This is a genomic window from Mycobacterium sp., assembly GCF_036488105.1.
Lineage (GTDB): Bacteria > Actinomycetota > Actinomycetes > Mycobacteriales > Mycobacteriaceae > Mycobacterium.
In genome coordinates, this window is record NZ_DASXHW010000181.1 from 1 (window position 1) to 17260 (window position 17260).

Consider the following 17260-nt stretch of genomic DNA (forward strand, 5'->3'; position numbering starts at 1 on the left):
CCGGTCGTCCCGTTCGTGATGTCGGCGATCGCCTCGTCCATCAACCGCTGCAACGTCGGCCGGTCGAACCCGGCGCACACCGGCTTCCGGGTCGACGGCGGGTACGGGTCGCTCTTGTTCGTCCAGCCGTTCTCGTAGTCGACGCGGATCGCGTTCCGGCATGTCGCTTCGACCGGTGTCGGCTTCGCCTTCGGGGTCACGGTCACGGTCGCTGTGACGGTCGCCGGTGCCGCCTTCGGTGTGCCGCCCCCGCCGCACCCCGCCAGTACCACCGCCGCGAGCACCCCGGCCGCGGCCACCCCAATAGCGTTCTTCATCGCTCCCCCACTCCCCAGTAGACGGCCGATTGTGACACCCCGTGTCCGGCCTTGGCTACCTCAGGTCAGGTCGACGCCGTAATGCAGCACGTACTCCGGGCCCGGCACGATGACCCGCGATGCCTCGACCGGCCGGTCCCCCACCAGGAACACGCGCACCACATCGAACACCGGGGCCGCGGTCTCCATGCGCAGCGCGCGCCGCTCCTCGTCCCGCGGCGCCCGGGTACGGACCTCCTCGTCCACCCACGTCGCCACCAGGCCGAGCGAGTGGAGCTCGGCGATCGTGCCGCCCGGCCATGGCTGCCGGCCAACCTCCGCCACCGGGGTGCCGCCTGCGATGTCCCACGGGATCGCCGACCGTTGCAGCTGCACCGGGCGGCCCTTCACGTACTTCGTGAAACGGCGCCGCAGAATGTCGGTGCCCTCTGGTACACGCAGCCGACGCGCATCCTCCGCTGTTGCTGGTTCCTTCGCGACCTCGACGTCGACCGTGTAGTCCTGCCAGCCGATCCCGTGGTCGGCGGTGAACGCTGACCGGAGCGGGTGGTCGCCTCCGCGACGCAGGACCTCGAGTTCTTCGACGTACCGGGCGGCGGCCATGCGGCGTTGCATCGGCGCTTCGGCGACGCGGGTCGCGGTGCCTTGCCGGCGGACGACGAGTCCGTCGTTGATGAGTTGGTCGATGCCGCGGCGGATCTGCTCGCGGGACATGCCGGTTGCGTCTTTCATCTGCTTCTCGGAGGGGATCTCTTCGCCTGGGGTGAGGCGGCCGTCGTCGATCGCTTCTCGGATCCGCGCTGCGAGCTGCTGGTACTTGGGTAGCTGCGCGTGGGGGTCGATCAGCGCGGTGAGGTCGATCGGCATGCACAGATCGTAGCCGAGTGTCGCGACACACTGCGGGATGTTGACATGTTGCCTTGTCTAGACGAGTGACGTACCGTTGTTGACTACGCGCGCGCAGTACGTGCGGGCGCGGGAGAGAACGGGGTCACGAATGGCGAACGAGCAGAAGCTCAAGCTCACGCTGAAGAACGTCGTCACCGACCGCGAGTGGAAGTACAAGCCGATGACCGTCACCGCAGACCCCGACGACCACCGGGCACTCCGCGGCCACATGGAAACCATGGCCCGCGACCTCGACCGACGCTCCGGCCGTGGCTGGCTCAGCGACTACACCGCCACCGTCGAGGTGGTCGACCAGTCCTGGCGGAAACCCTTCACCATCTCCGGTGGGAACTGATGGCCGCCGACACCGTGACCCCTCTCGACCGTGGACTCGACCCGCACCAGGTGCGGCTGTCCCGCCTGCAACAGAAAGCGAAGAAGAGCCGCGCCGCCTTCGTCATCAAGTTCGCTCGCGCCCACTCCGCCCGCGAAAAGTTCGACATCGCCGCCGACTACATGCGCAGCATCACGAACAATCCAGGCGTCGAGCACAGCCAGGCGCAAGACGCTCTGGAGCAACTCGCGCGGCTGATGATCGATCGGACGGACCAGCTCGCCAAGACCATCCGGAGGATCCGATGAGCGCCCCGGAGCACGTTGCCTCAGTCACCCAACTCCCCGTCCGGGCGCTTGGTACCACTCCCCCGGTGCCGTCGCCTGCCGTGGCCGACGTGCCGCGGGAGCCGATCATCACCCTCGACGCGGTAAAGGACGCGATCCAGCCGCCTGACATCTGGTCCGACCGGCGACCGTCGCTGCGCGAGATCTGGCTGTACGGGGTGTACGGACGCTGGACCCGAGCGAAGGGTCCGGTCCGGATCGCCGGCGCGGTCTACGCCACGGTCATTGCTCTGCCGATCCACGCGCTCGCCTACATCTTCTGCTGGCTCGCTGAACGCCCCGCTCGATTCTTCGTCGTCGCGACCGTCGCGGCGTTGACCATGCTCGCTCTCTGAAAGGAAGTCACATGGGTCTCACGTTGGGAGGTATCGCAGCGATCTCCCTCGTCATTGCTATCGGCCTGATGGTCGTCGGGATCGCCAAGCAAGCCGTCGTCTACCTGATGCTGATCGCCGGACTCGGCCTGTCCGGTCTGATCGGCGTAGCGCTCGGCCGGATCATGGGCAGCGCGGTGAAGGGCACCGCGACCGCTGGCGACGCCGTGCTCGGGGCAGGCGGCCTCGGCACGCTCGTGCTGTTCGCGTTCCTGTCCACCCTGCTGGTCCCCCGGCTCAAGCCGCGCAGTAACCCGCCGACCAAGTGGACGAAGTGGATCGCACTGTCCTACGGCTCGGTCATGGTCGCCACGGGCGGCATCGTCTCCGCGCTCATGGGTCTGCAACAGAACGTCGTGACGCAGGCCGCGAGCGCGCTCATGTCGGCCGCCACCGCGATCGTCGGAGGGTTCTGACCTCATGCTGAAGCGCGTCATTCTGTTCGGGGGTGCCCTCGTCGTCGCGGTGGCTGCGGGCTGGGCGTCGTTCGCGACGCTCGCAGCGCTGGCCAAGGCGACGCAGTGGCCGGGCGGGTACTTCCTGCTGCCGACCAGCATCGACGTGCTCGGCGCTCTCGCCTGCTACGTGTGGCTGACAAAGTCGTTCCCGCAGGACGCCCGCCGGTTCGCCCGGTGGACGACGCTGTTCGTGATCGCTGCGTCGGTGGTCGGCAACGGCATCGGGCACCTGGTGTCGTTCGGGAAGCTGACCCCGTCTGTCCTGTTGATCGTCCTGGTCGGCGCCGTCCCGCCCTCGTCGCTGGCCGCCCTGATCCACCTGATCGTCCTGGCGACCTCGACCCCGGTCCCGGCGAAGCAGGTCCGGAAGACCGAGCCGGCCCGTCCTCAAGCCAAGACCGAGCCGCCGGCGGTTCCGGCCAAGCCGTCCTCGCCCCCGAAGAAGACGGCCGTCCCGAAGCCGAGTCCGGTGAAGTCCGGTCCGGAGTCCGGTCCGGTCGTGGATGACGTCCTGATGCAGCGTGCGCGGCATGCGGACCGGACCTACCAGGAGAAGAACAACGGCAGCCCGATCACGCGGGACGCGCTGAAGGCTGAGCTGAAGATCGGGACGGGCAAGGCGACTGACCTGCTCGACGCCCTGAAGAAGGAGAGGGAGGTGGCGTGATGGAGATCGTGATCATCGTCGCGATCTGGTCGGTCATCGTGAAGCGCGGTGTGGAGGACATCCTGCACACCGCGCGCGGCGGGACCCCGCACCGGTATGAGGCGGCGAGGGCGCGGCGTTCGTCAGGTGCCGCAGGGCGGTACTGGAGTACGTTGCGCGACGACACTTTCGAAGACCTGCTGCGGAAGCACAGCGAGCGGCGCGACCGTCGCCTCGCTGGGGGGTCGCCGAAGGTGGATCGTCCACGGGGTGCAGCGACCCAGTACTTCGCCGGCCTGTTGCAGGACGGGCGTCGCGGGGCGCGCCGGTCCTGGGACGGGGCGTGGGTGAGGCGGGACGAGAAGCGCCGCGCGAAGTCGACTCGTCCTCGTCCTGGTCAGGAGACGGTCCCGGGCGTAGTCGTCCCGAACGCTCCGTCTGAGGACGGGACGCAGGACGGTGCTCAGGACGAGAGCCAGGACCGTCCTCAGGACGACACGGGACCTGCCCCCCACGTCGTCCCGACCGAGGGCGGCAGGACGGACCTGCGATTCGGGGACGACCCGACCGACCCGACCGGGACGAAGCTGTGCCCGGAATGCGGCGGGACCGTCCTCGTCGACGGCGAGATCTGCCTGTCCTGCCGCGACCGGCAAGAGCAACGCAACCAGCACTACGACAACCAGACCATCACCACCCCGGAGGGCGGCGAACAGGGCTCGCCCGACACCCAGGAAGGACCCACCACCATGACCGCAACCAACATCGAGGTCGTCGGACTCGACGGCGCGATCCGCTTCTGCGAGGACTCCGCCCGCGCGTACCGCGCTCAGGCCCAGGCCATCGACAACACCCAGGGCAGCCTCCAGGCGGGCGGCGTGACGGGCATCGCTGTCGACTCGCTGACGCAGGCGATGGACCAGGCGAACGCAGCCGCGACCCAGATGGACGCGGCGGCTGCCGAGTTCGTGAAGCACAAGCAGGTCCAGGAGGCGTACAACGCGAACCAGGGTGCCGGCGACCGGGACTTCATCCTCGCCGGGCAGTGAGCGCACGTCGAGCGCCTCGGGTCCGGTTGGTCCGGTCCGGGGCGCTTGACATGTACCGAAAGTCTCGCGTACGCGCGGGCGCGCGCGAAGGCGCCTTGAAGGCGTCAGATCGAGTTCCGCCCGGACCGGACTCCACCGGACCGGACTTAGGTAGGGAGAGGAGCACTCGATGAGTAGGAGGGCGACGAGGGAAGGGCAGCGGCTGGCCGAGGATGTGGCAGCCAAGGTGTATGCCGCGAGTGAGGCAGCGAGGCGGCGGCCACTGAGCCGGGCCGAGGCGAAGCAGATCAAGGCGGACCTCGCCCGGGAGCAGGAGGAGCGGCGAGCGACCAGCATGCGGGTGCTGTTGAAGCGGCAGTACGCGCCGTGGCTCGCCGGGCTCGGCGTGTTCGCGGTCGGCGCGGTCACCTGGCTGCTCAGCTGGCTCGCGATCAGTCCGATGCTGCCGGTCGCGGTTGCGGCGTTGACCGGGCTGTGTCTCGGCTGGGCGGCGTGGATGATGGGCCACCGGCATCAGCAGTGGCGACGCTCGCTGCACCGCGCCGCGATCATGTCTGCCGGCTGGCTGCTGATGGCCGCGATCACAGGACCGTCCTGGTCTGTCGTCCTCGTGTGGGCCGTCCTCGTCGTCCTCTCGTCCTCGTCCTGGTGGAAGGCCAACCGGATCCCGTACCCGACCGCGCCGTCCCCGCAGCCCGTCCCCGAGACGAAGCAGGCGTCGATCGAGATGCTGTGGGACGAACACCTCGGCGCGCCCGGCGCCGTCCTTCAAGGGAGCGTCCTCTCGGGACGGGACGATTCCAAGACGAACTGCGAGTCGTACGTGGTGAACCTTCGTCCTGGGAAGCAGACGATCACCGGGACGATCGCGCATCTCGAGCTCATCTCGAGCGGGCTACATACTCCGGTGGAGAATCTCGTCCTCGAGCCGCATGAGGACCGCAGCCCGACCCACGCGAAGCTGACCGTTGTCCGGAAGTCGCCGATTGAGAAGACGATGGAGTACTCCGGTGCGCGGCTCGTCGGAGACCAGCGGCATGTGATCGAGGTCGGCCCGTACGGCGACGGTGACGGGTGGGCGCGGTGGCGGATGTGGGAGCCGGGCGAGCAGCCGATGACTGGCTCGTGGCTGTCGGGGTGCGTGATCGCCGGTACCGGGATCGGGAAGTCGCGGCTGATGGAGCTGCTGGCGGCCGGCTACATGGCGTCGGGTTCGGCGGTCGTGTGGTTCGTGGATCCGCAGGGCGGTGCGTCGAGCCCGGCGCTCCAGGAGTACGCCGACTGGTATGTGTCGTCCGAGGGGGTCGGTCGGATGCTCGGTGCGTTGGAGGCGATCGCGAAGGCGCGGGAGGCTCAGAACGCGCTGAAGAAGTGGTCGCGGTTCGACCCGACGCCGGAGCGTCCCGGGATCGTCGTGTTCCTCGACGAGTGCCATGTGACGATCGAGAAGTACGCGAAGCGGCTGGAGGACTTGGCGCGGAAGACGCAGAAGGTCGGGATCGGGTTCGTCGGCCTGACGCAGGGTGCGTCGCTGGAGTCGCTCGGGAAGGACATCCTGCGGGCGTGTCTGACGGCGAATCTGATTGTGATGAAGACAGGGTCGAACCAGACGAAGAACCTGCTGCCCGGTCTCACGGTGAACCCGGAGATGCTGCCGAAGATCGCCGGGTTCGGCTACACGATCGGCGACCCGAAGGACGGCACGCGGACGGCGCCGTTCCGGTCGGAGTATGTGGCGGAGCCGGAGCGATGGTTCCAGCAGTACCGGATGCCGAGGTTGGACGCGCTGTCGGCGAACGCCGCGGGCGACGTGTACCAACTGCGCAGCGAGGCCGCGGCCGAGGAGCAGGAGAAGAATCGTCGGTGGGTCGAGCAGCTGGAGTCTGGTGAGGGCGTCCAGCCCACGCTGGACGAGGCCGACGACGACGTGCAGGACGAGCCGGCGCAGGGTGGCGCGTTCCAGGTGGCGGCGTTCCCGTCCGCTCCCCGCCCGCAGGACAAGCCTCCGGCGCAGCGGATCATCGCGCTGGTCGCGCAGGGTGTGACGCGGACGAAGGAGATCGAGGAGGCGATCGGGTTGAAGTCGTCGCAGACTGCGGCTCTGCTGCGGAAGCTGGTGGACGAGGAGCACCTGGAGCAGCCGACGCGTGGCGTGTACGCGATCGCGGGCAGCGCGTCGGTCCCGGAGCGGTGAGATTTGTCTAGGGCGAGATTGACTTGATTGTCTAGGGCGGGGTAGACTACTCTCATGAAGCGGCGGGAAGTGATCAAGCGGATCAGCAAGCAGGCCAAGGTCGACGGCGTTGCCTTCGACCTGAAGCGCGAAGGCGCAAACCACAGCGTCTACGACGTCGGTGGCTGCATGATCCCGATCCCCCGCCACAACGAGATCGGTGACAGGACAGCCGAAGGCATCTTCAAAGAGTGCGAGCCCGTACTAGGAAAGGACTGGTGGCGATGAGCACCTACCACGCGAACGTCGAACGCGACGGCAAGTTCTGGCTCATCCACGTTCCGGAGGTGGACCGAGTCACCCAGGCTCGCCACGTCCGCGAGATCGAACGCATGGCCCGCGATCTCGTCGCAACAATGGAGGACGTCGAACCTGGCTCGTTCGATCTCGAGGTGTCGATCGACCTGCCGAAGTACGCTCAAGACCACCTGAAGGCATCCCGCGCCTACCGCCATGAAGCTCTCGAGGCGAACCGCCGGTCGGCCGAGGAAGCTCGGATCGCGGCGCGCAGCCTGGCCGAAGATCTGCCGCTGCGTGACGTGGCCGAACTGCTCGGCGTCTCACACCAGCGGGTCCACCAGCTCGTCAACTCCTGACCCCAGACGCAACAAAGAGCCCCCCACCTCCGGAGAGGTGGGGGGCGCTCTTGTTCGCTGGGGTACCGGCCTGCGGCGGCGAGCTCCCAGGAGCTTCTACGTGCGGGCGGCCTGGATCTGGATGGCGTACCCGATGACCCACAGCGCGAGGCCGAGGGCGGGCAGCTTGAGGTCAGAGTCGAACGTGCCGCCGATGAACGCCGCGAGAGCTGCGATCATCAGCGCCAGGAACAGGCCGCGCATGGTCAGGCCGCGCCGGGATCAGCCGGGGTAGGCGCGGCCGGAGCCGGATCGGCCGGCTTGGAGTCGGCTGCGAGCCACGGCGCGTACCGGTGCAGGAAGTCGTTCACCTGCGGCAACGCCAGCACCCGGGTGACACCGGCGGCGATACCGAGCCCGGTCGCGGCCCAACCGGTAGCGACAGAAGGGTCATGGTGGGTGGCGGCCTGGTAGACGAGCGGCGACATGGCCGCGGCACCGACGATGACAGCGAACGCGGTACGGGCGGTGGCCCGCCACGGATACTTCGACTGGGTAGACATAGTCACCTTTCAGCGGTTGGTGGTGGTCACTGGCCCGGGTCCGCCATCGTCGCGGGCTGGTTGTCCAGCGCAGCGGCGACATCGGCGGTCAGGTTGGCCTGGAGCTTGTCCAGCTCCGCCTGCCGCTCCGTGTCGGTGGTGGAGTCGGTCTGCCGGGTGAAGGCGTTCACGGCGACGGCGTACTTCTGGACGATCTTGCCGACCTCGGTGATGACGCGGTTCGAGTGCTGCCGGGTGTTGTCCTGGATCTGGATCGTGCACGCCTTCTGGTAGGCGAGGATGCTCTGTACGTCGGCCATGGTGAGTTCTCCTGTCGATGTGCCGGGTGTGCTGTTGCTGCCCCGCGTCTTGAGGTCGGCGAGGGTCATGTTCGCGATGTTCGCGTCGCGGTTGCCGCCGCCGAACGACTGGCTGAACTGCCAGATATCCGGCCCGGATCCCCAGTTGTTCTGCGTCGGGTAGCCGGTGATGGCGTCCGGCCACGCGGTCTTGCCGTCGTAGGCGGACGGGTACTCCGGGTACCACCAGGCGGCGTAGTGCGACCGCAGGTTCAGGGTCGAGTTGTTGCGGATGTAGCCGCTGCCGCAGTACAGGAACGGTTTCCGGCCGGTGGCCTTGGTGACGATGTCCGCCCACTTGGCCAACCAATCGCGCACCGTCAGCATCGGCAGGTTCAGCTGGTTCGCCTCCATGTCCATGCAGGCGATGTCCTCCGGCCCGAAGCCGCCGGCAGCGTTGACGTAGGCCAGGAACGCGTTCGCGTCGTCGGTCGGGTCGTTGTCCGGGTGCGCGAAGTGGTACCCGACCCGCACGAGACCGGCGGCCTTCAGGTTCCGCCAGTTCGCCAGAAACTCGCTGTCCTTGCCGCCTTCAGCCTCGGTGACCTTCGCGGCACCCCAGGTGAGCCCGTACTGCTTCTTCAGCGCACCCCAGTCCACCGTCCCCTGGTAGTGGCTGACGTCGATACCTCTCAACATGTCCTGACCTCATTTCCTGGCTTGCGGCAGAACCGCCGGCGTGCAGGCGGCGTTCGTGGTTTGGGTGGTGTTGTCGGTGTAGGTCACGACCCAGACGCCGGACTGGTCACAGGCCATCGACTGGATCCCGCGGCCGTCCGCACCGTTCGTGCCGTTGGTCCCATCGGTTCCGTTGGTGCCGTCCTTGCCGTCGGCCCCGTTCGTTCCGTCCTTGCCGTCCTGGCCGGCTGTGCCGAGGCACGGCTTGGAGTCCTGCGCGCAGTACGCCGCCAGGGCCGTCTTCGCGGCGGTGAGCAGGTCGGCATCTGTGACCGGTGGAGCGTCCTTGCCGTCGTCGCCCTTCGTGCCCGGCTTACCGGTCGTGCCGGCAGGCCCGACACACTTCCCGTTCGCGCAGTACGCGGCCACAGCAGATACCGCGGCGGCATGTACCTGTGTCGCGGACGGTGAGACGCCGTCCTTCGGTTTCGGCACCAGGTTCGCGGCGACCCGTGCGACCTGGTTGACCTCGGCCGCCGTGATCGTGACGTGCTGCTTGGACAGTTCCTCGGTGACGATCGTGCGCACGTCGTCGGCGCCGATCCCCTTGATCGTTGGAGGCGCAACGGTCGGCGTACCACCGAGTGCCTTCACCTGCGCAGCCAGCGCGGCACTGTCGCGCTTGGACTGCTCGAGCTGGTTCCAGAAGAACGCCCCACCAGCTACGACCGCGGCGAGTACAGCGGAGCACAGCAACGCGAGGATCACCGCGGTCAGGTCATGTCGGCGCCGTTGTGACGGTGACTCAGACATCAATCAGCCCTTCAGGAACGCGGCAAGGACGATCGCCACGAGGATCGGGAACACGAGCGCCGTCAGCACCGCGAACAGTGCCTGGCGTCGGTTGGTCGCAGCACGGTTGTCCGCCTCGTGCTTCTCCTGCGCGCGCTTGTCACGCTCGGCCTTGAGGTCCGAGGCGAGATCCGTGATGTCCTTCTCGTTCTCGCGGATCCTGAGTTCCATCAATTCCCGCTCGGCCTTCCACACCTCGACGGTGAGGACCTCGCGCCGGAACTGGGCGAAGTCCTTTCGGAACTCGCCGATGAGGCGGGCGACCTCGCCGATGGTTGGTTCGTCAGCCACGTCAGCCCCCAGCGACGCTGTAGGGGCGGACCCGGAGATTTCCGGACCCGCCAGTACGTTCCCCCTGGATCTCGATCAGTACGTAGTCGTCCCAGCCGCCCGGCAATGCGAGCGACCACGCCGCCGCGTACGAGTCGCCGTCGGCGATCGCGGTGGGGGCATGGAGTTCCGTCGAGGTGCCTGAGATCACGGCCCTGACCGAGCCGGTGGTGCCGGCGTCGCAGGTGGCCTGGAACCGGACTTCCCAGGTCGCGTTCTGTCGGCGGCCGGCCAGCGTGAACGCCTCGACCCAGGACGCAGACGTGACCGTGGTGGCGGCGCCGGGGCTGGTCGGTGTGGCCGAGAGCCGCGGTTTCAGGATCCCCGATCCGGCGTCGATGTCGGCGCCGAAGATCAGGTTCCCGAGCGGGTCATGGAGCTGCGTGCTCGGGTCACCGCCCGACGTCGCGAGCAGGGCGCGGAGCCGAGCCATGTCCGACTCGAGCGCCTTCAACCGTTGAGCGATGGTGCGGTTGTCGAGGGGTACCCCCATCAGGCTGCCTCCAGGTACGGGTTCCACAGCACCGGCGTGTAGGTGTCGTTCGGGATGTCCAGGGAGATGCCGATGACGCGGATCGTTTCCTGGTGGCCGTCCGGGTGCCTGGGTGATGGCGGGTCTTCGCCTGGTTTTGGGGCGGACACGAACCAGGTGGCGTTGTCGCCGAGCTCGAGGTCGCGCCGGTACTGCGGCCCGTAGGTGAGGGACACCTTGACCGAGTTGGTGATCTGTCCGCGGGCCCGCCATTTCAGGGCGGCTTGGGCGGCGCCGGTCAGTCCGGCGATGTTGAGGTCGCCGGACGGGGTGACGAGTTGTTCCCACCGTGGCCAGCCCTGTTGGGTGATCGCGGTGTTGTCGCGGGCTGCGGGTGCGGCGCCGCCGGCGGAGTTGAGGGCGATGACGTAGTTGGCGCCGTGGCCTTCGCTGAAGTCGTCGTCGACCTCGTATGAGTTGATGCAGCCGGGGAAGTCGAACCGGGCGTTCGGGGTGCCGGACCAGCCGAGTTGGGTGCGGGCCACGAATACGAGGTCCACCGAGGTGCGGGAGGCGTCGGTCCACTGGGCCTTGATGGTCCACTCGGGGCCGCCGTCCATGGCCGCCAGGTCTTGCAGCGCCTGCAGCACGGTCTTGTTTTCGGTGGCGAGGAACCGGACCGCGCGCAACGTGGGGCAGTCGACGTCGAGGATGAAGTCGAGCCCTTCGGCGGCGGCGTCGCCGAGCAGGTCGGTGATGATCTTCCCGTCGGTCTCCCCGGGCCCGGCGCTGTAGGTGTGGGTGCCGACGTGGCGCCGGTTCAGGTACGACGCGATGGTGGAGCAGTTCAGTTGGGCGTCTGTGGCCGAGCCGGCCTGACGGAGGACGATGATGCCGGCCCACAGGATGTCGCTGGTGGAGTCGCCTTTGTACTCGCGTTCGACGATGACCATGGTGCGGCCCGGGGTGGTGACGCCGATGAAGTCGCCGCACATCTTGAGTGCGTCGTACTGGTCGCAGGCGAACTGTGCGGTCGACACGTCCCCGATCCGTTCCGGCAGTTCCCCGGACGGGCGCAGCGGCAACTGGGCGATCTTGTTGCCGGTGCGCAGGTCGCAAACCCAGTACCGGTAGACCGCGGTCGGCAGCGGCGGTTCCGTTGTCACGGTGTCTCGTTGGCGGGCCGGAACCGCAGGGTGATCGCGAGCGTGTCGCCGGTGTCCGGGACCGGCCCGGCGGGACCGAGCCGCACCCCTGCTTCGGAGACGGCCGCGAACGAGGCGGGCTGGCCGAGGGTGACGGCGTTGCGGGTCAGGCATGCCCCGGCGGACACGTCGTTGAAGGCGGTCCGGCCGACCGATCCGATCGCCCAGTCTGAGGCTGCGGCGACGGGCATGGTCCAGGCCCAGAGTCCGGCGCCGACGACGAACGCGGTGCCGTACGTGTACTTCCAGAACGCGTCGACCATGCCGCCGCTGATGCGGTAGGCGCCTGCCTCGACGCCGTTGCCGCGCTGCGGGTCCTGGGTGGTGCCCGTCCATGACGGGACCCAGTTCGTCCAGACCGACGACATGATGTTGCGCCACGCGGACGAGTGGAACACTTCGAGGACCCCGGTGGACCGGTTGTAGATCACGGCGCCGGGGCGCGGGTTGGACGGCCGGGCGGCGATGTCGAGGATGCCGCCGGCCGCTGCGTAGCCGACCAGGTTCGCGTTCGCTGTGAACGCGGGTGAGGCGCCGCCTGCCGCGGGCACGTTGAAGGTGCCGAGCCGGATCCCGACACCGGTGAACGCCGGGGCCGAGCCGGAGCCGGGGGTGCCGGTGGTGAGGACGATGTCGGCGCCTCGGAGTCCGGAGCCGTCGGCTTCGTGGTCGTAGATCTTGACGTCGAGTGCGTCGATCCGGCTGAGGGTGGCGTGCGCGGCCGCGAGGGTCTTCGACAGTTCGCTCGAGCCGCCGGGGAACGCTGCCCGGTAGACGCCCAGCGACGCCAGCGTCTGCACGACGACGGTCAGCGGGGCGATGGTCACGGAGCTGCCGGTGTTCGTTACGGCGCCGCCGCGGACTCCGCCCATGACGACGTCGGTGGTGTCGCGCAGGAACAGGCTGGTGTCGGTCAGCCGCCACTCGGTCGCGGTCAGCTCGGGGCCGCTAGACCCGGCGTCGTAAGTGATGCCGATGAGGTCACGCATCAGTCTGTTCTCCCTACTGGTACGTGTCGGAAAAGGCGAGGTCTGCGGTGCCGGAGCCGCCGGCTGAGCGGAACGCGATGTTGTTGCCTCCGGGCTCGATCTCCAACGTGCCGCCGCCTCCGGTCGAGACCTTCCCGGTGCGCAGCGCGGTGCCTTGCAGCAGCGCGACGAGCGGGTAGCGGAGGTACAGGACGACGAACTCGCCTGCCGCGAGGGCGTCGTTGTAGGTGACCCACTGGCCGGTGTCGACGTTCCGGATCGTCGGCGACTGCAACGGCCCGGTGAACGTCACGGTGATCGGCGCCGGCATGTTGCCTTCGTTCGGCGCGTAGACGTCGCCCGACAGGGTGGTGCCGGTGAACCGGAGCGGGAACCGGACCGGGAACTGGACGCCACCGGTCGTGGCGGGCAGGCCGAGTGTGATGGTGCGGTCGGTGCCGTAGCGGCGCGGGTCCGGGCATTTCAGTTCGGCTTGCCATGTCGACTGGGTGTCGGTGTCGTCGGCGACGGCCATGTCTCCGGAGCGTTGCGCCTGCACCTTGAGCGGGATCGCGTCGACGACGGTCAGGTCGAACAGGGCGAGGCCGAGTGCCGCGGTGAGGCGATGCTCGGCGTGCTGCCGCAGTTCCCGTGTCGGCGCCTGGATCCGGCCGGTGAGTTGCAGTGTGCGTGCGTTCAGTTTCGGGTTCGGTGCGGGCGATTCGCCGTGGTCTCCTTCGCGGGACTGGCCTGCTGTCTTCGACCCGGGCGACCCCCAGCCGTCGAGGGTGGCGCACGTCATGAGTACCCCGTCTGTGTCGGGGTCGCCGTTGAGGGTGATGCCGTTCGGCAGGTGGAGTTCGGTCTCATCTGGGAACGGCATCGTCAGCTCCTCGCCGCGAACTCGGCCTTCGCGTTGGCGCGAGACGCGATCAGATCGGCCTCAGCCATCGAGACGCCTTGGAAGGTGTTGTACTGGTTCACGACCTTCTGCACGCCCGGCTGCTGCTGGTGCATGACGTACCGGTTCGGTTCGACCCAGCCGCGCTGGACGCCCATGCGCAGCACCTCGGGACCTTCCTCACCGACCACGTAGTCCTTGCCGGGAAGGGTCGAGCCGCCCTTGGCGCGGCGCCCGGTGACCTGTGCGCCGTACTGGGCTGTCGCCGACCCGGCGCCGATCTGGTTCGCCTGGTTCTCGAGAGCCCACTGCGCCTTGTTCAGCGAGTTGATCAGGGCAAGGCCGCCGCTCAGGATCGCCTGCGCGACGTCGGTTCCCCCGGACGCGCCCTTGCCGACGATCTGCTGAATCAGGCCCTCGTCGAGCCCGGCCTTCCGCAGTTTCGTGACCAGCGTGTTGAACTTCGCGAGGTCCGCGCCCTGCGCCTGGAGATCGGACAGGAGTCCCTTGCCGGTCAGTGACTTCTGGAACAGGTCGCCGATGTTCGCGCCCTGCTGCAGGCTGTCGGAGATCTGCTGAGCGAACTGGACCGCGGCCTTCTGCTGCTCGATGAGGGCCTGGATCGACGCCTTGTGCGCCTCGTTCGCTTTCGTGGCCGCGTCGACCTTCACCTTGTATGCCGCGTCGGCCGCGGACGATGCCTTGGTCGCTGCGGTGGCCTTGTTCTTCGCGGCGTACAGCTCGTCCTGGAGCTCGATGAGCTTCTTCTGCTCGGCCGCGACCCGCTTGTCCTCGGCTGCCTGGCCCGCCTTGGTGGTCTGCTTGGGTGCGCGGGCGGCGGCGACGGCGCGCTGCTGCAGCGTGATCGCACGCTGGATCGCGGCGACCTGAGCCTTCGCGGCAGCCTCGGCCTTCTGTGCCTGGAGGGCTGCGTCGCGGGGCGCGATCGTGGCCCGGTTCGCCCGGTTCGCTGCCGCCAACGTGCCGCTGTAGTTGATCCCGGCGAGCGGGTTGAATGGGATGTTCAGCTGGCTCAGGATGTAGCTGATGTCGACGAGCTGCCCGGAGCCGGGCAGGATCCCGCCGGAGGCGAACGACTTCACCATGCTCATGCCGAACTTGTTCGCGACCTGGCCGAGGATCTTCTCTGACCGGTCCCGCTTCGACGGGGCGAGCGGAATGAACGCTTCGCCGCCGGTCTCCTGTTCGGCCCACTGCACCATGCCGCGGCCCTTGCCGGGGGCAATCGTCGCCTGCTGGGGCAGCTTGCCGTCGGCGTAGGACGGGATGACGCCGTACGGGTAGAACCCGCCGTTGGCGTTCACCTTGGGCGCCGGGACCCGGACGCCGACATCCTTGTGCGTCGTGGTCTCGACGAGGTTCTTGTACGTGTTGACGGTGATGGCGACCGTCTTTGATGCGGGCACTCCGGCCAGGGCGTCCTTTGCCGTCTTGATCCCGGCGAGCAGGTTGTCGATCTTGGCTTCGAGCTTCGCGCGCTGCGTCGCGGTTAGCTTCGGGTCCTTCAGCCTTTCCCGGGCGGTTGCAAGCTTGGCCTCGAGGTCGGTGATGTTCGCCTGCAGCCGTGCCGTGCGAGTGACGTTCGGGATCGCGATCAGCGAGGCCGCCATCGCCTCGGCCTCGGCCTTGCCGTAGTGCATCTGCTCGGCCAGCTTGATGAAGCTCCGCTGCGACGCCTCCGCGAACCCGGCAGCCTTGACTGTCCCGTCGCCGCCCTTGAGCATCGCGTCCCGCTGCGCGGTCGCTGCTGCGGCGAGCTGCAGGAGCGCGGTCTTGTTGTCGCGGCCCTTCTGTGTATTGATGTCGTGCGTTGCGCCGTTCGCCTTGATCGCCGCAGTCGTGTCGTCGAGGGCCTGCTGGTAGGAGATCTGCGCACCGGCCAGGGTCTGCAAGATGCCCGACTCGCGGTTCAGCGCGTCGACCGCCTTCTGCGTGGCGGCTGCCTGACGGTCGTACGCGCCCGCGAGCAGAGCCGCAGCAGTGTTCGCCTCGTGGGTTGCGTGGGCGTTGTGTAGCGCAGCGGCAGCGTGGGCCTGATGCTCGGCGGCGGCCTTGGCCAGGCTGTCTGCAAGCTTGCTCGTGGATGCCGCCGACTGGTCCGCCTGCGGGATGTAGATGCCGAGTCTCCCGGCCAGCCAGCGCGTGCCGTCGCCGACGCCGCCGAGCACCTTGGCGAGACCTTCGATCGGGCCAAGCACAAGAAAGACAGCGGCGCGCAGCGTGCCCATCAGGGCAGTGACGGCAGACACCCCACCGGTCCACCGCTTGAACGCCCCGTCGGCGTCGTTCATGATGCTGAGGAACCTGAGAATGTCAGACACCAGGCCGCCGATACCCTTGGCGAAATCCGCGAGTGCAGTCGGGTTCTTCGAGATGCTCGCCGACAGCTTGGTGAGGCTCGACGACAGCTGCGCGAATACGGAGTTCAGCGCCGGGCCGAGCGAGCCGAGGATCTTGGAGAAGGCACCGGCGAGCGGCTGGATCGCGGGCGCGAGCTTCCCGAGGGCCTGACCGAGCTGGTCACCGAAGCCGGACAGGGCGGGGCCTAGGGTCTTGAACGCGGCAGCCAGTTCCGGCTTCAACTTCGCGAAGGTCCGCTCGGCAACGATCGCCATCGCGGAGAGAGTCGTCTCGAACGGCTTCGCGATCGACCGGGTCTGCGCACCGAGGTCAGCGGTCGTCTTCGCCCAGATCGACTTCACGACCTCGGACTTCGCGGCGAACACGAGCCCGAGCGCGCCCAGACCGGCGCCGAACGCGGTCACGACGCCGCCCGCGAGGACAGCACCCACCGGGGCCGCGACCGACACCGCGGCGGCAAGCAGAGCGGCCAGGATAATAGGGCCGATCACCGGGGTCTTCAACAGGCCGGACAGGCCGGACAGGAAGCCGTTATTGAATCCCGCCACGGCTTCCTCGCCGAGTACCTTGATGCCCCCCGACCCGGCGCCGGTGAACCACTTCGCGATGCCCCGGAGGAAGCCCTTGCCGGAGTCGTCTCCGGCCTTCTCGAACTTCTTCACCGCCCGCTCAGCGGAAGCGAGCGACTCCTCGGCGCTGGCCAGCGCAGTGCCGCCCTTGCCCGACTTCTGAGCGTCGGCGAGCCGCAGTTGGGCGACTCGGAGACGGCCGAGGGCGTTCGCGTGGGCGTCGGTGACCTTGGACGCCTTGTCCATGCTCTTCGACATGCTGTCGACCGAGGTGCCAACGTCCTTGGAGGACTTGCTGAGCTTGTCGAGCTCGCTGCTGGCGCCCTTCGCCGAGTTGCCGATCTGCTTGCCTGCGGCATCAGCGGCCGTGCCGGTCTTGGTGAGCTTCGCGGCGGCGGTGTCGGCCTTCGATCCGAGATCGTCGAAGCCTGTCTTCGAGCCGACGGTCGCGAGCTTCTTGTTGGCGCTGTCTGCGGCCCGCTCGAGGCGGTTGACGGCGGCCGGGGCCTTGACGCCGATGTCTGTGACGAAGTCGCCGATGTCGGCCTTGAGGCGGACGGTGACGGTGCGGTCGGTCACAGGGGCTCACCGCCTCTCAGGGCTCGGGGGTGGGTACTGCCGTGGCGCGCCACAACTGGCCGGCGGGCTTGGCCTGTTTGCGGGCCTCGGTGTCGTTGGCGCCGCCGTCTTTCGCCTGGTGGTAGGCGATGGTTTCGCAGCGGTTGCACTCGTCGTGCTTGACGTCCCAGGCGATGTGCGGGTCGGTGGTTTGGTCGAGCGGGCCGCCGCACTGGGGGCACTCGTTCGCCTTCACCTGGGCGAGCGCGACGAGGTGGTCGCG

21 protein-coding genes and 1 pseudogene are annotated in these 17260 nt (G+C 68.1%); 9 read left to right on the top strand and 13 right to left on the bottom strand.

From position 1 onward, the window contains the following. A pseudogene (locus VGH54_RS09390) lies at positions 1 to 317 on the bottom strand (hypothetical protein); the annotation flags it as partial. Positions 318 to 377: 60 nt separating this feature from the next. Beyond that, complete coding sequence (locus tag VGH54_RS09395; protein WP_331511677.1) at positions 378 to 1184, bottom strand: GntR family transcriptional regulator; 807 nt, start codon at positions 1182 to 1184, stop codon at positions 378 to 380. Between the two features lie 130 nt (positions 1185 to 1314). On the opposite strand from VGH54_RS09395, the gene VGH54_RS09400 reads away from it, so the two are divergent. The 9 genes from VGH54_RS09400 to VGH54_RS09440 all read left to right on the top strand — a co-directional run bounded on the left by VGH54_RS09400 (position 1315) and on the right by VGH54_RS09440 (position 7242). Continuing rightward, positions 1315 to 1560: a hypothetical protein gene (locus tag VGH54_RS09400; protein ID WP_331511678.1), complete on the top strand. Its 246-nt coding sequence runs from the start codon at positions 1315 to 1317 to the stop codon at positions 1558 to 1560. Further along, a complete protein-coding gene (locus VGH54_RS09405; RefSeq protein ID WP_331511679.1) occupies positions 1560 to 1847 on the top strand; it encodes a hypothetical protein in 288 nt (95 codons plus the stop codon). The genes VGH54_RS09400 and VGH54_RS09405 overlap by 1 nt, the downstream gene beginning before the upstream one ends. Next, positions 1844 to 2221, top strand: a complete 378-nt coding sequence (locus VGH54_RS09410; RefSeq protein WP_331511680.1) for a hypothetical protein — start codon at positions 1844 to 1846, stop codon at positions 2219 to 2221. Before VGH54_RS09405 ends, VGH54_RS09410 begins: the two co-directional genes overlap by 4 nt. A gap of 11 nt (positions 2222 to 2232) precedes the next feature. After that, positions 2233 to 2676: a hypothetical protein gene (locus VGH54_RS09415; protein WP_331511681.1), complete on the top strand. Its 444-nt coding sequence runs from the start codon at positions 2233 to 2235 to the stop codon at positions 2674 to 2676. Positions 2677 to 2680: 4 nt separating this feature from the next. Next, entirely contained in the window at positions 2681 to 3385 is a 705-nt protein-coding gene (locus tag VGH54_RS09420; protein WP_331511682.1) for a hypothetical protein, read from the top strand. Next, positions 3385 to 4413: a hypothetical protein gene (locus VGH54_RS09425; protein WP_331511683.1), complete on the top strand. Its 1029-nt coding sequence runs from the start codon at positions 3385 to 3387 to the stop codon at positions 4411 to 4413. Before VGH54_RS09420 ends, VGH54_RS09425 begins: the two co-directional genes overlap by 1 nt. A 169-nt stretch (positions 4414 to 4582) precedes the next feature. Next, positions 4583 to 6607, top strand: a complete 2025-nt coding sequence (locus tag VGH54_RS09430) for a hypothetical protein (RefSeq protein ID WP_331511684.1) — start codon at positions 4583 to 4585, stop codon at positions 6605 to 6607. A gap of 54 nt (positions 6608 to 6661) precedes the next feature. Then, positions 6662 to 6874 (top strand): hypothetical protein, encoded by a 213-nt coding sequence (locus VGH54_RS09435; protein ID WP_331511685.1) that lies wholly within the window; start codon positions 6662 to 6664, stop codon positions 6872 to 6874. After that, entirely contained in the window at positions 6871 to 7242 is a 372-nt protein-coding gene (locus VGH54_RS09440; protein WP_331511686.1) for a hypothetical protein, read from the top strand. Before VGH54_RS09435 ends, VGH54_RS09440 begins: the two co-directional genes overlap by 4 nt. A gap of 96 nt (positions 7243 to 7338) precedes the next feature. Here the strand turns inward: VGH54_RS09440 and VGH54_RS09445 are convergent, their stop codons facing one another. Genes VGH54_RS09445 through VGH54_RS09495 form a run of 11 tightly spaced genes read right to left on the bottom strand, consistent with a single transcriptional unit; the run spans position 7339 to position 17233 of the window. Further along, on the bottom strand, positions 7339 to 7485 hold the full coding sequence (locus tag VGH54_RS09445; protein ID WP_331511687.1) for a hypothetical protein: 147 nt from the start codon (positions 7483 to 7485) through the stop codon (positions 7339 to 7341). Positions 7486 to 7487: 2 nt separating this feature from the next. Beyond that, positions 7488 to 7784 (bottom strand): hypothetical protein, encoded by a 297-nt coding sequence (locus VGH54_RS09450; RefSeq protein WP_331511688.1) that lies wholly within the window; start codon positions 7782 to 7784, stop codon positions 7488 to 7490. A gap of 26 nt (positions 7785 to 7810) precedes the next feature. Continuing rightward, on the bottom strand, positions 7811 to 8761 hold the full coding sequence (locus tag VGH54_RS09455; protein WP_331511689.1) for a glycoside hydrolase family 25 protein: 951 nt from the start codon (positions 8759 to 8761) through the stop codon (positions 7811 to 7813). Positions 8762 to 8770: 9 nt separating this feature from the next. Beyond that, complete coding sequence (locus VGH54_RS09460; RefSeq protein ID WP_331511690.1) at positions 8771 to 9553, bottom strand: hypothetical protein; 783 nt, start codon at positions 9551 to 9553, stop codon at positions 8771 to 8773. A 3-nt stretch (positions 9554 to 9556) separates the two neighbouring features. Next, positions 9557 to 9883, bottom strand: a complete 327-nt coding sequence (locus tag VGH54_RS09465) for a hypothetical protein (protein ID WP_331511691.1) — start codon at positions 9881 to 9883, stop codon at positions 9557 to 9559. Position 9884: 1 nt separating this feature from the next. Then, positions 9885 to 10415, bottom strand: a complete 531-nt coding sequence (locus tag VGH54_RS09470; protein WP_331511692.1) for a hypothetical protein — start codon at positions 10413 to 10415, stop codon at positions 9885 to 9887. Then, on the bottom strand, positions 10415 to 11560 hold the full coding sequence (locus tag VGH54_RS09475) for a hypothetical protein (RefSeq protein ID WP_331511693.1): 1146 nt from the start codon (positions 11558 to 11560) through the stop codon (positions 10415 to 10417). The genes VGH54_RS09470 and VGH54_RS09475 overlap by 1 nt, the downstream gene beginning before the upstream one ends. Next, complete coding sequence (locus VGH54_RS09480) at positions 11557 to 12588, bottom strand: hypothetical protein (RefSeq protein ID WP_331511694.1); 1032 nt, start codon at positions 12586 to 12588, stop codon at positions 11557 to 11559. The genes VGH54_RS09475 and VGH54_RS09480 overlap by 4 nt, the downstream gene beginning before the upstream one ends. A gap of 13 nt (positions 12589 to 12601) precedes the next feature. Beyond that, positions 12602 to 13450, bottom strand: coding sequence for a hypothetical protein (locus tag VGH54_RS09485; protein ID WP_331511695.1), 849 nt, complete (start codon positions 13448 to 13450; stop codon positions 12602 to 12604). Positions 13451 to 13452: 2 nt separating this feature from the next. Further along, positions 13453 to 16998 carry a hypothetical protein gene (locus VGH54_RS09490; protein WP_331511696.1) on the bottom strand — a complete coding sequence of 1182 codons (3546 nt, stop codon included), beginning with the start codon at positions 16996 to 16998 and terminating at the stop codon, positions 13453 to 13455. A gap of 16 nt (positions 16999 to 17014) precedes the next feature. Then, the gene (locus tag VGH54_RS09495) at positions 17015 to 17233 is read right to left on the bottom strand and encodes a hypothetical protein (RefSeq protein WP_331511697.1); all 219 of its coding nucleotides are present in this window, start codon (positions 17231 to 17233) and stop codon (positions 17015 to 17017) included. Positions 17234 to 17260: the final 27 nt, after the last annotated feature.

Excerpts from the sequence above, each read along its gene's own strand:
- VGH54_RS09445 (WP_331511687.1), bottom strand. The coding sequence starts at position 7,485 with ATGCGCGGCCTGTTCCTGGCGCTGATGATCGCAGCTCTCGCGGCGTTC.
- VGH54_RS09440 (WP_331511686.1), top strand. The coding sequence starts at position 6,871 with ATGAGCACCTACCACGCGAACGTCGAACGCGACGGCAAGTTCTGGCTC.
- VGH54_RS09485 (WP_331511695.1), bottom strand. The coding sequence starts at position 13,450 with ATGCCGTTCCCAGATGAGACCGAACTCCACCTGCCGAACGGCATCACC.
- VGH54_RS09410 (WP_331511680.1), top strand. The coding sequence starts at position 1,844 with ATGAGCGCCCCGGAGCACGTTGCCTCAGTCACCCAACTCCCCGTCCGG.
- VGH54_RS09425 (WP_331511683.1), top strand. The coding sequence starts at position 3,385 with ATGGAGATCGTGATCATCGTCGCGATCTGGTCGGTCATCGTGAAGCGC.
- VGH54_RS09435 (WP_331511685.1), top strand. The coding sequence starts at position 6,662 with ATGAAGCGGCGGGAAGTGATCAAGCGGATCAGCAAGCAGGCCAAGGTC.
- VGH54_RS09455 (WP_331511689.1), bottom strand. The coding sequence starts at position 8,761 with ATGTTGAGAGGTATCGACGTCAGCCACTACCAGGGGACGGTGGACTGG.
- VGH54_RS09460 (WP_331511690.1), bottom strand. The coding sequence starts at position 9,553 with ATGTCTGAGTCACCGTCACAACGGCGCCGACATGACCTGACCGCGGTG.
- VGH54_RS09405 (WP_331511679.1), top strand. The coding sequence starts at position 1,560 with ATGGCCGCCGACACCGTGACCCCTCTCGACCGTGGACTCGACCCGCAC.
- VGH54_RS09400 (WP_331511678.1), top strand. The coding sequence starts at position 1,315 with ATGGCGAACGAGCAGAAGCTCAAGCTCACGCTGAAGAACGTCGTCACC.
- VGH54_RS09470 (WP_331511692.1), bottom strand. The coding sequence starts at position 10,415 with ATGGGGGTACCCCTCGACAACCGCACCATCGCTCAACGGTTGAAGGCG.
- VGH54_RS09395 (WP_331511677.1), bottom strand. The coding sequence starts at position 1,184 with ATGCCGATCGACCTCACCGCGCTGATCGACCCCCACGCGCAGCTACCC.
- VGH54_RS09430 (WP_331511684.1), top strand. The coding sequence starts at position 4,583 with ATGAGTAGGAGGGCGACGAGGGAAGGGCAGCGGCTGGCCGAGGATGTG.
- VGH54_RS09415 (WP_331511681.1), top strand. The coding sequence starts at position 2,233 with ATGGGTCTCACGTTGGGAGGTATCGCAGCGATCTCCCTCGTCATTGCT.
- VGH54_RS09420 (WP_331511682.1), top strand. The coding sequence starts at position 2,681 with ATGCTGAAGCGCGTCATTCTGTTCGGGGGTGCCCTCGTCGTCGCGGTG.
- VGH54_RS09480 (WP_331511694.1), bottom strand. The coding sequence starts at position 12,588 with ATGCGTGACCTCATCGGCATCACTTACGACGCCGGGTCTAGCGGCCCC.
- VGH54_RS09450 (WP_331511688.1), bottom strand. The coding sequence starts at position 7,784 with ATGTCTACCCAGTCGAAGTATCCGTGGCGGGCCACCGCCCGTACCGCG.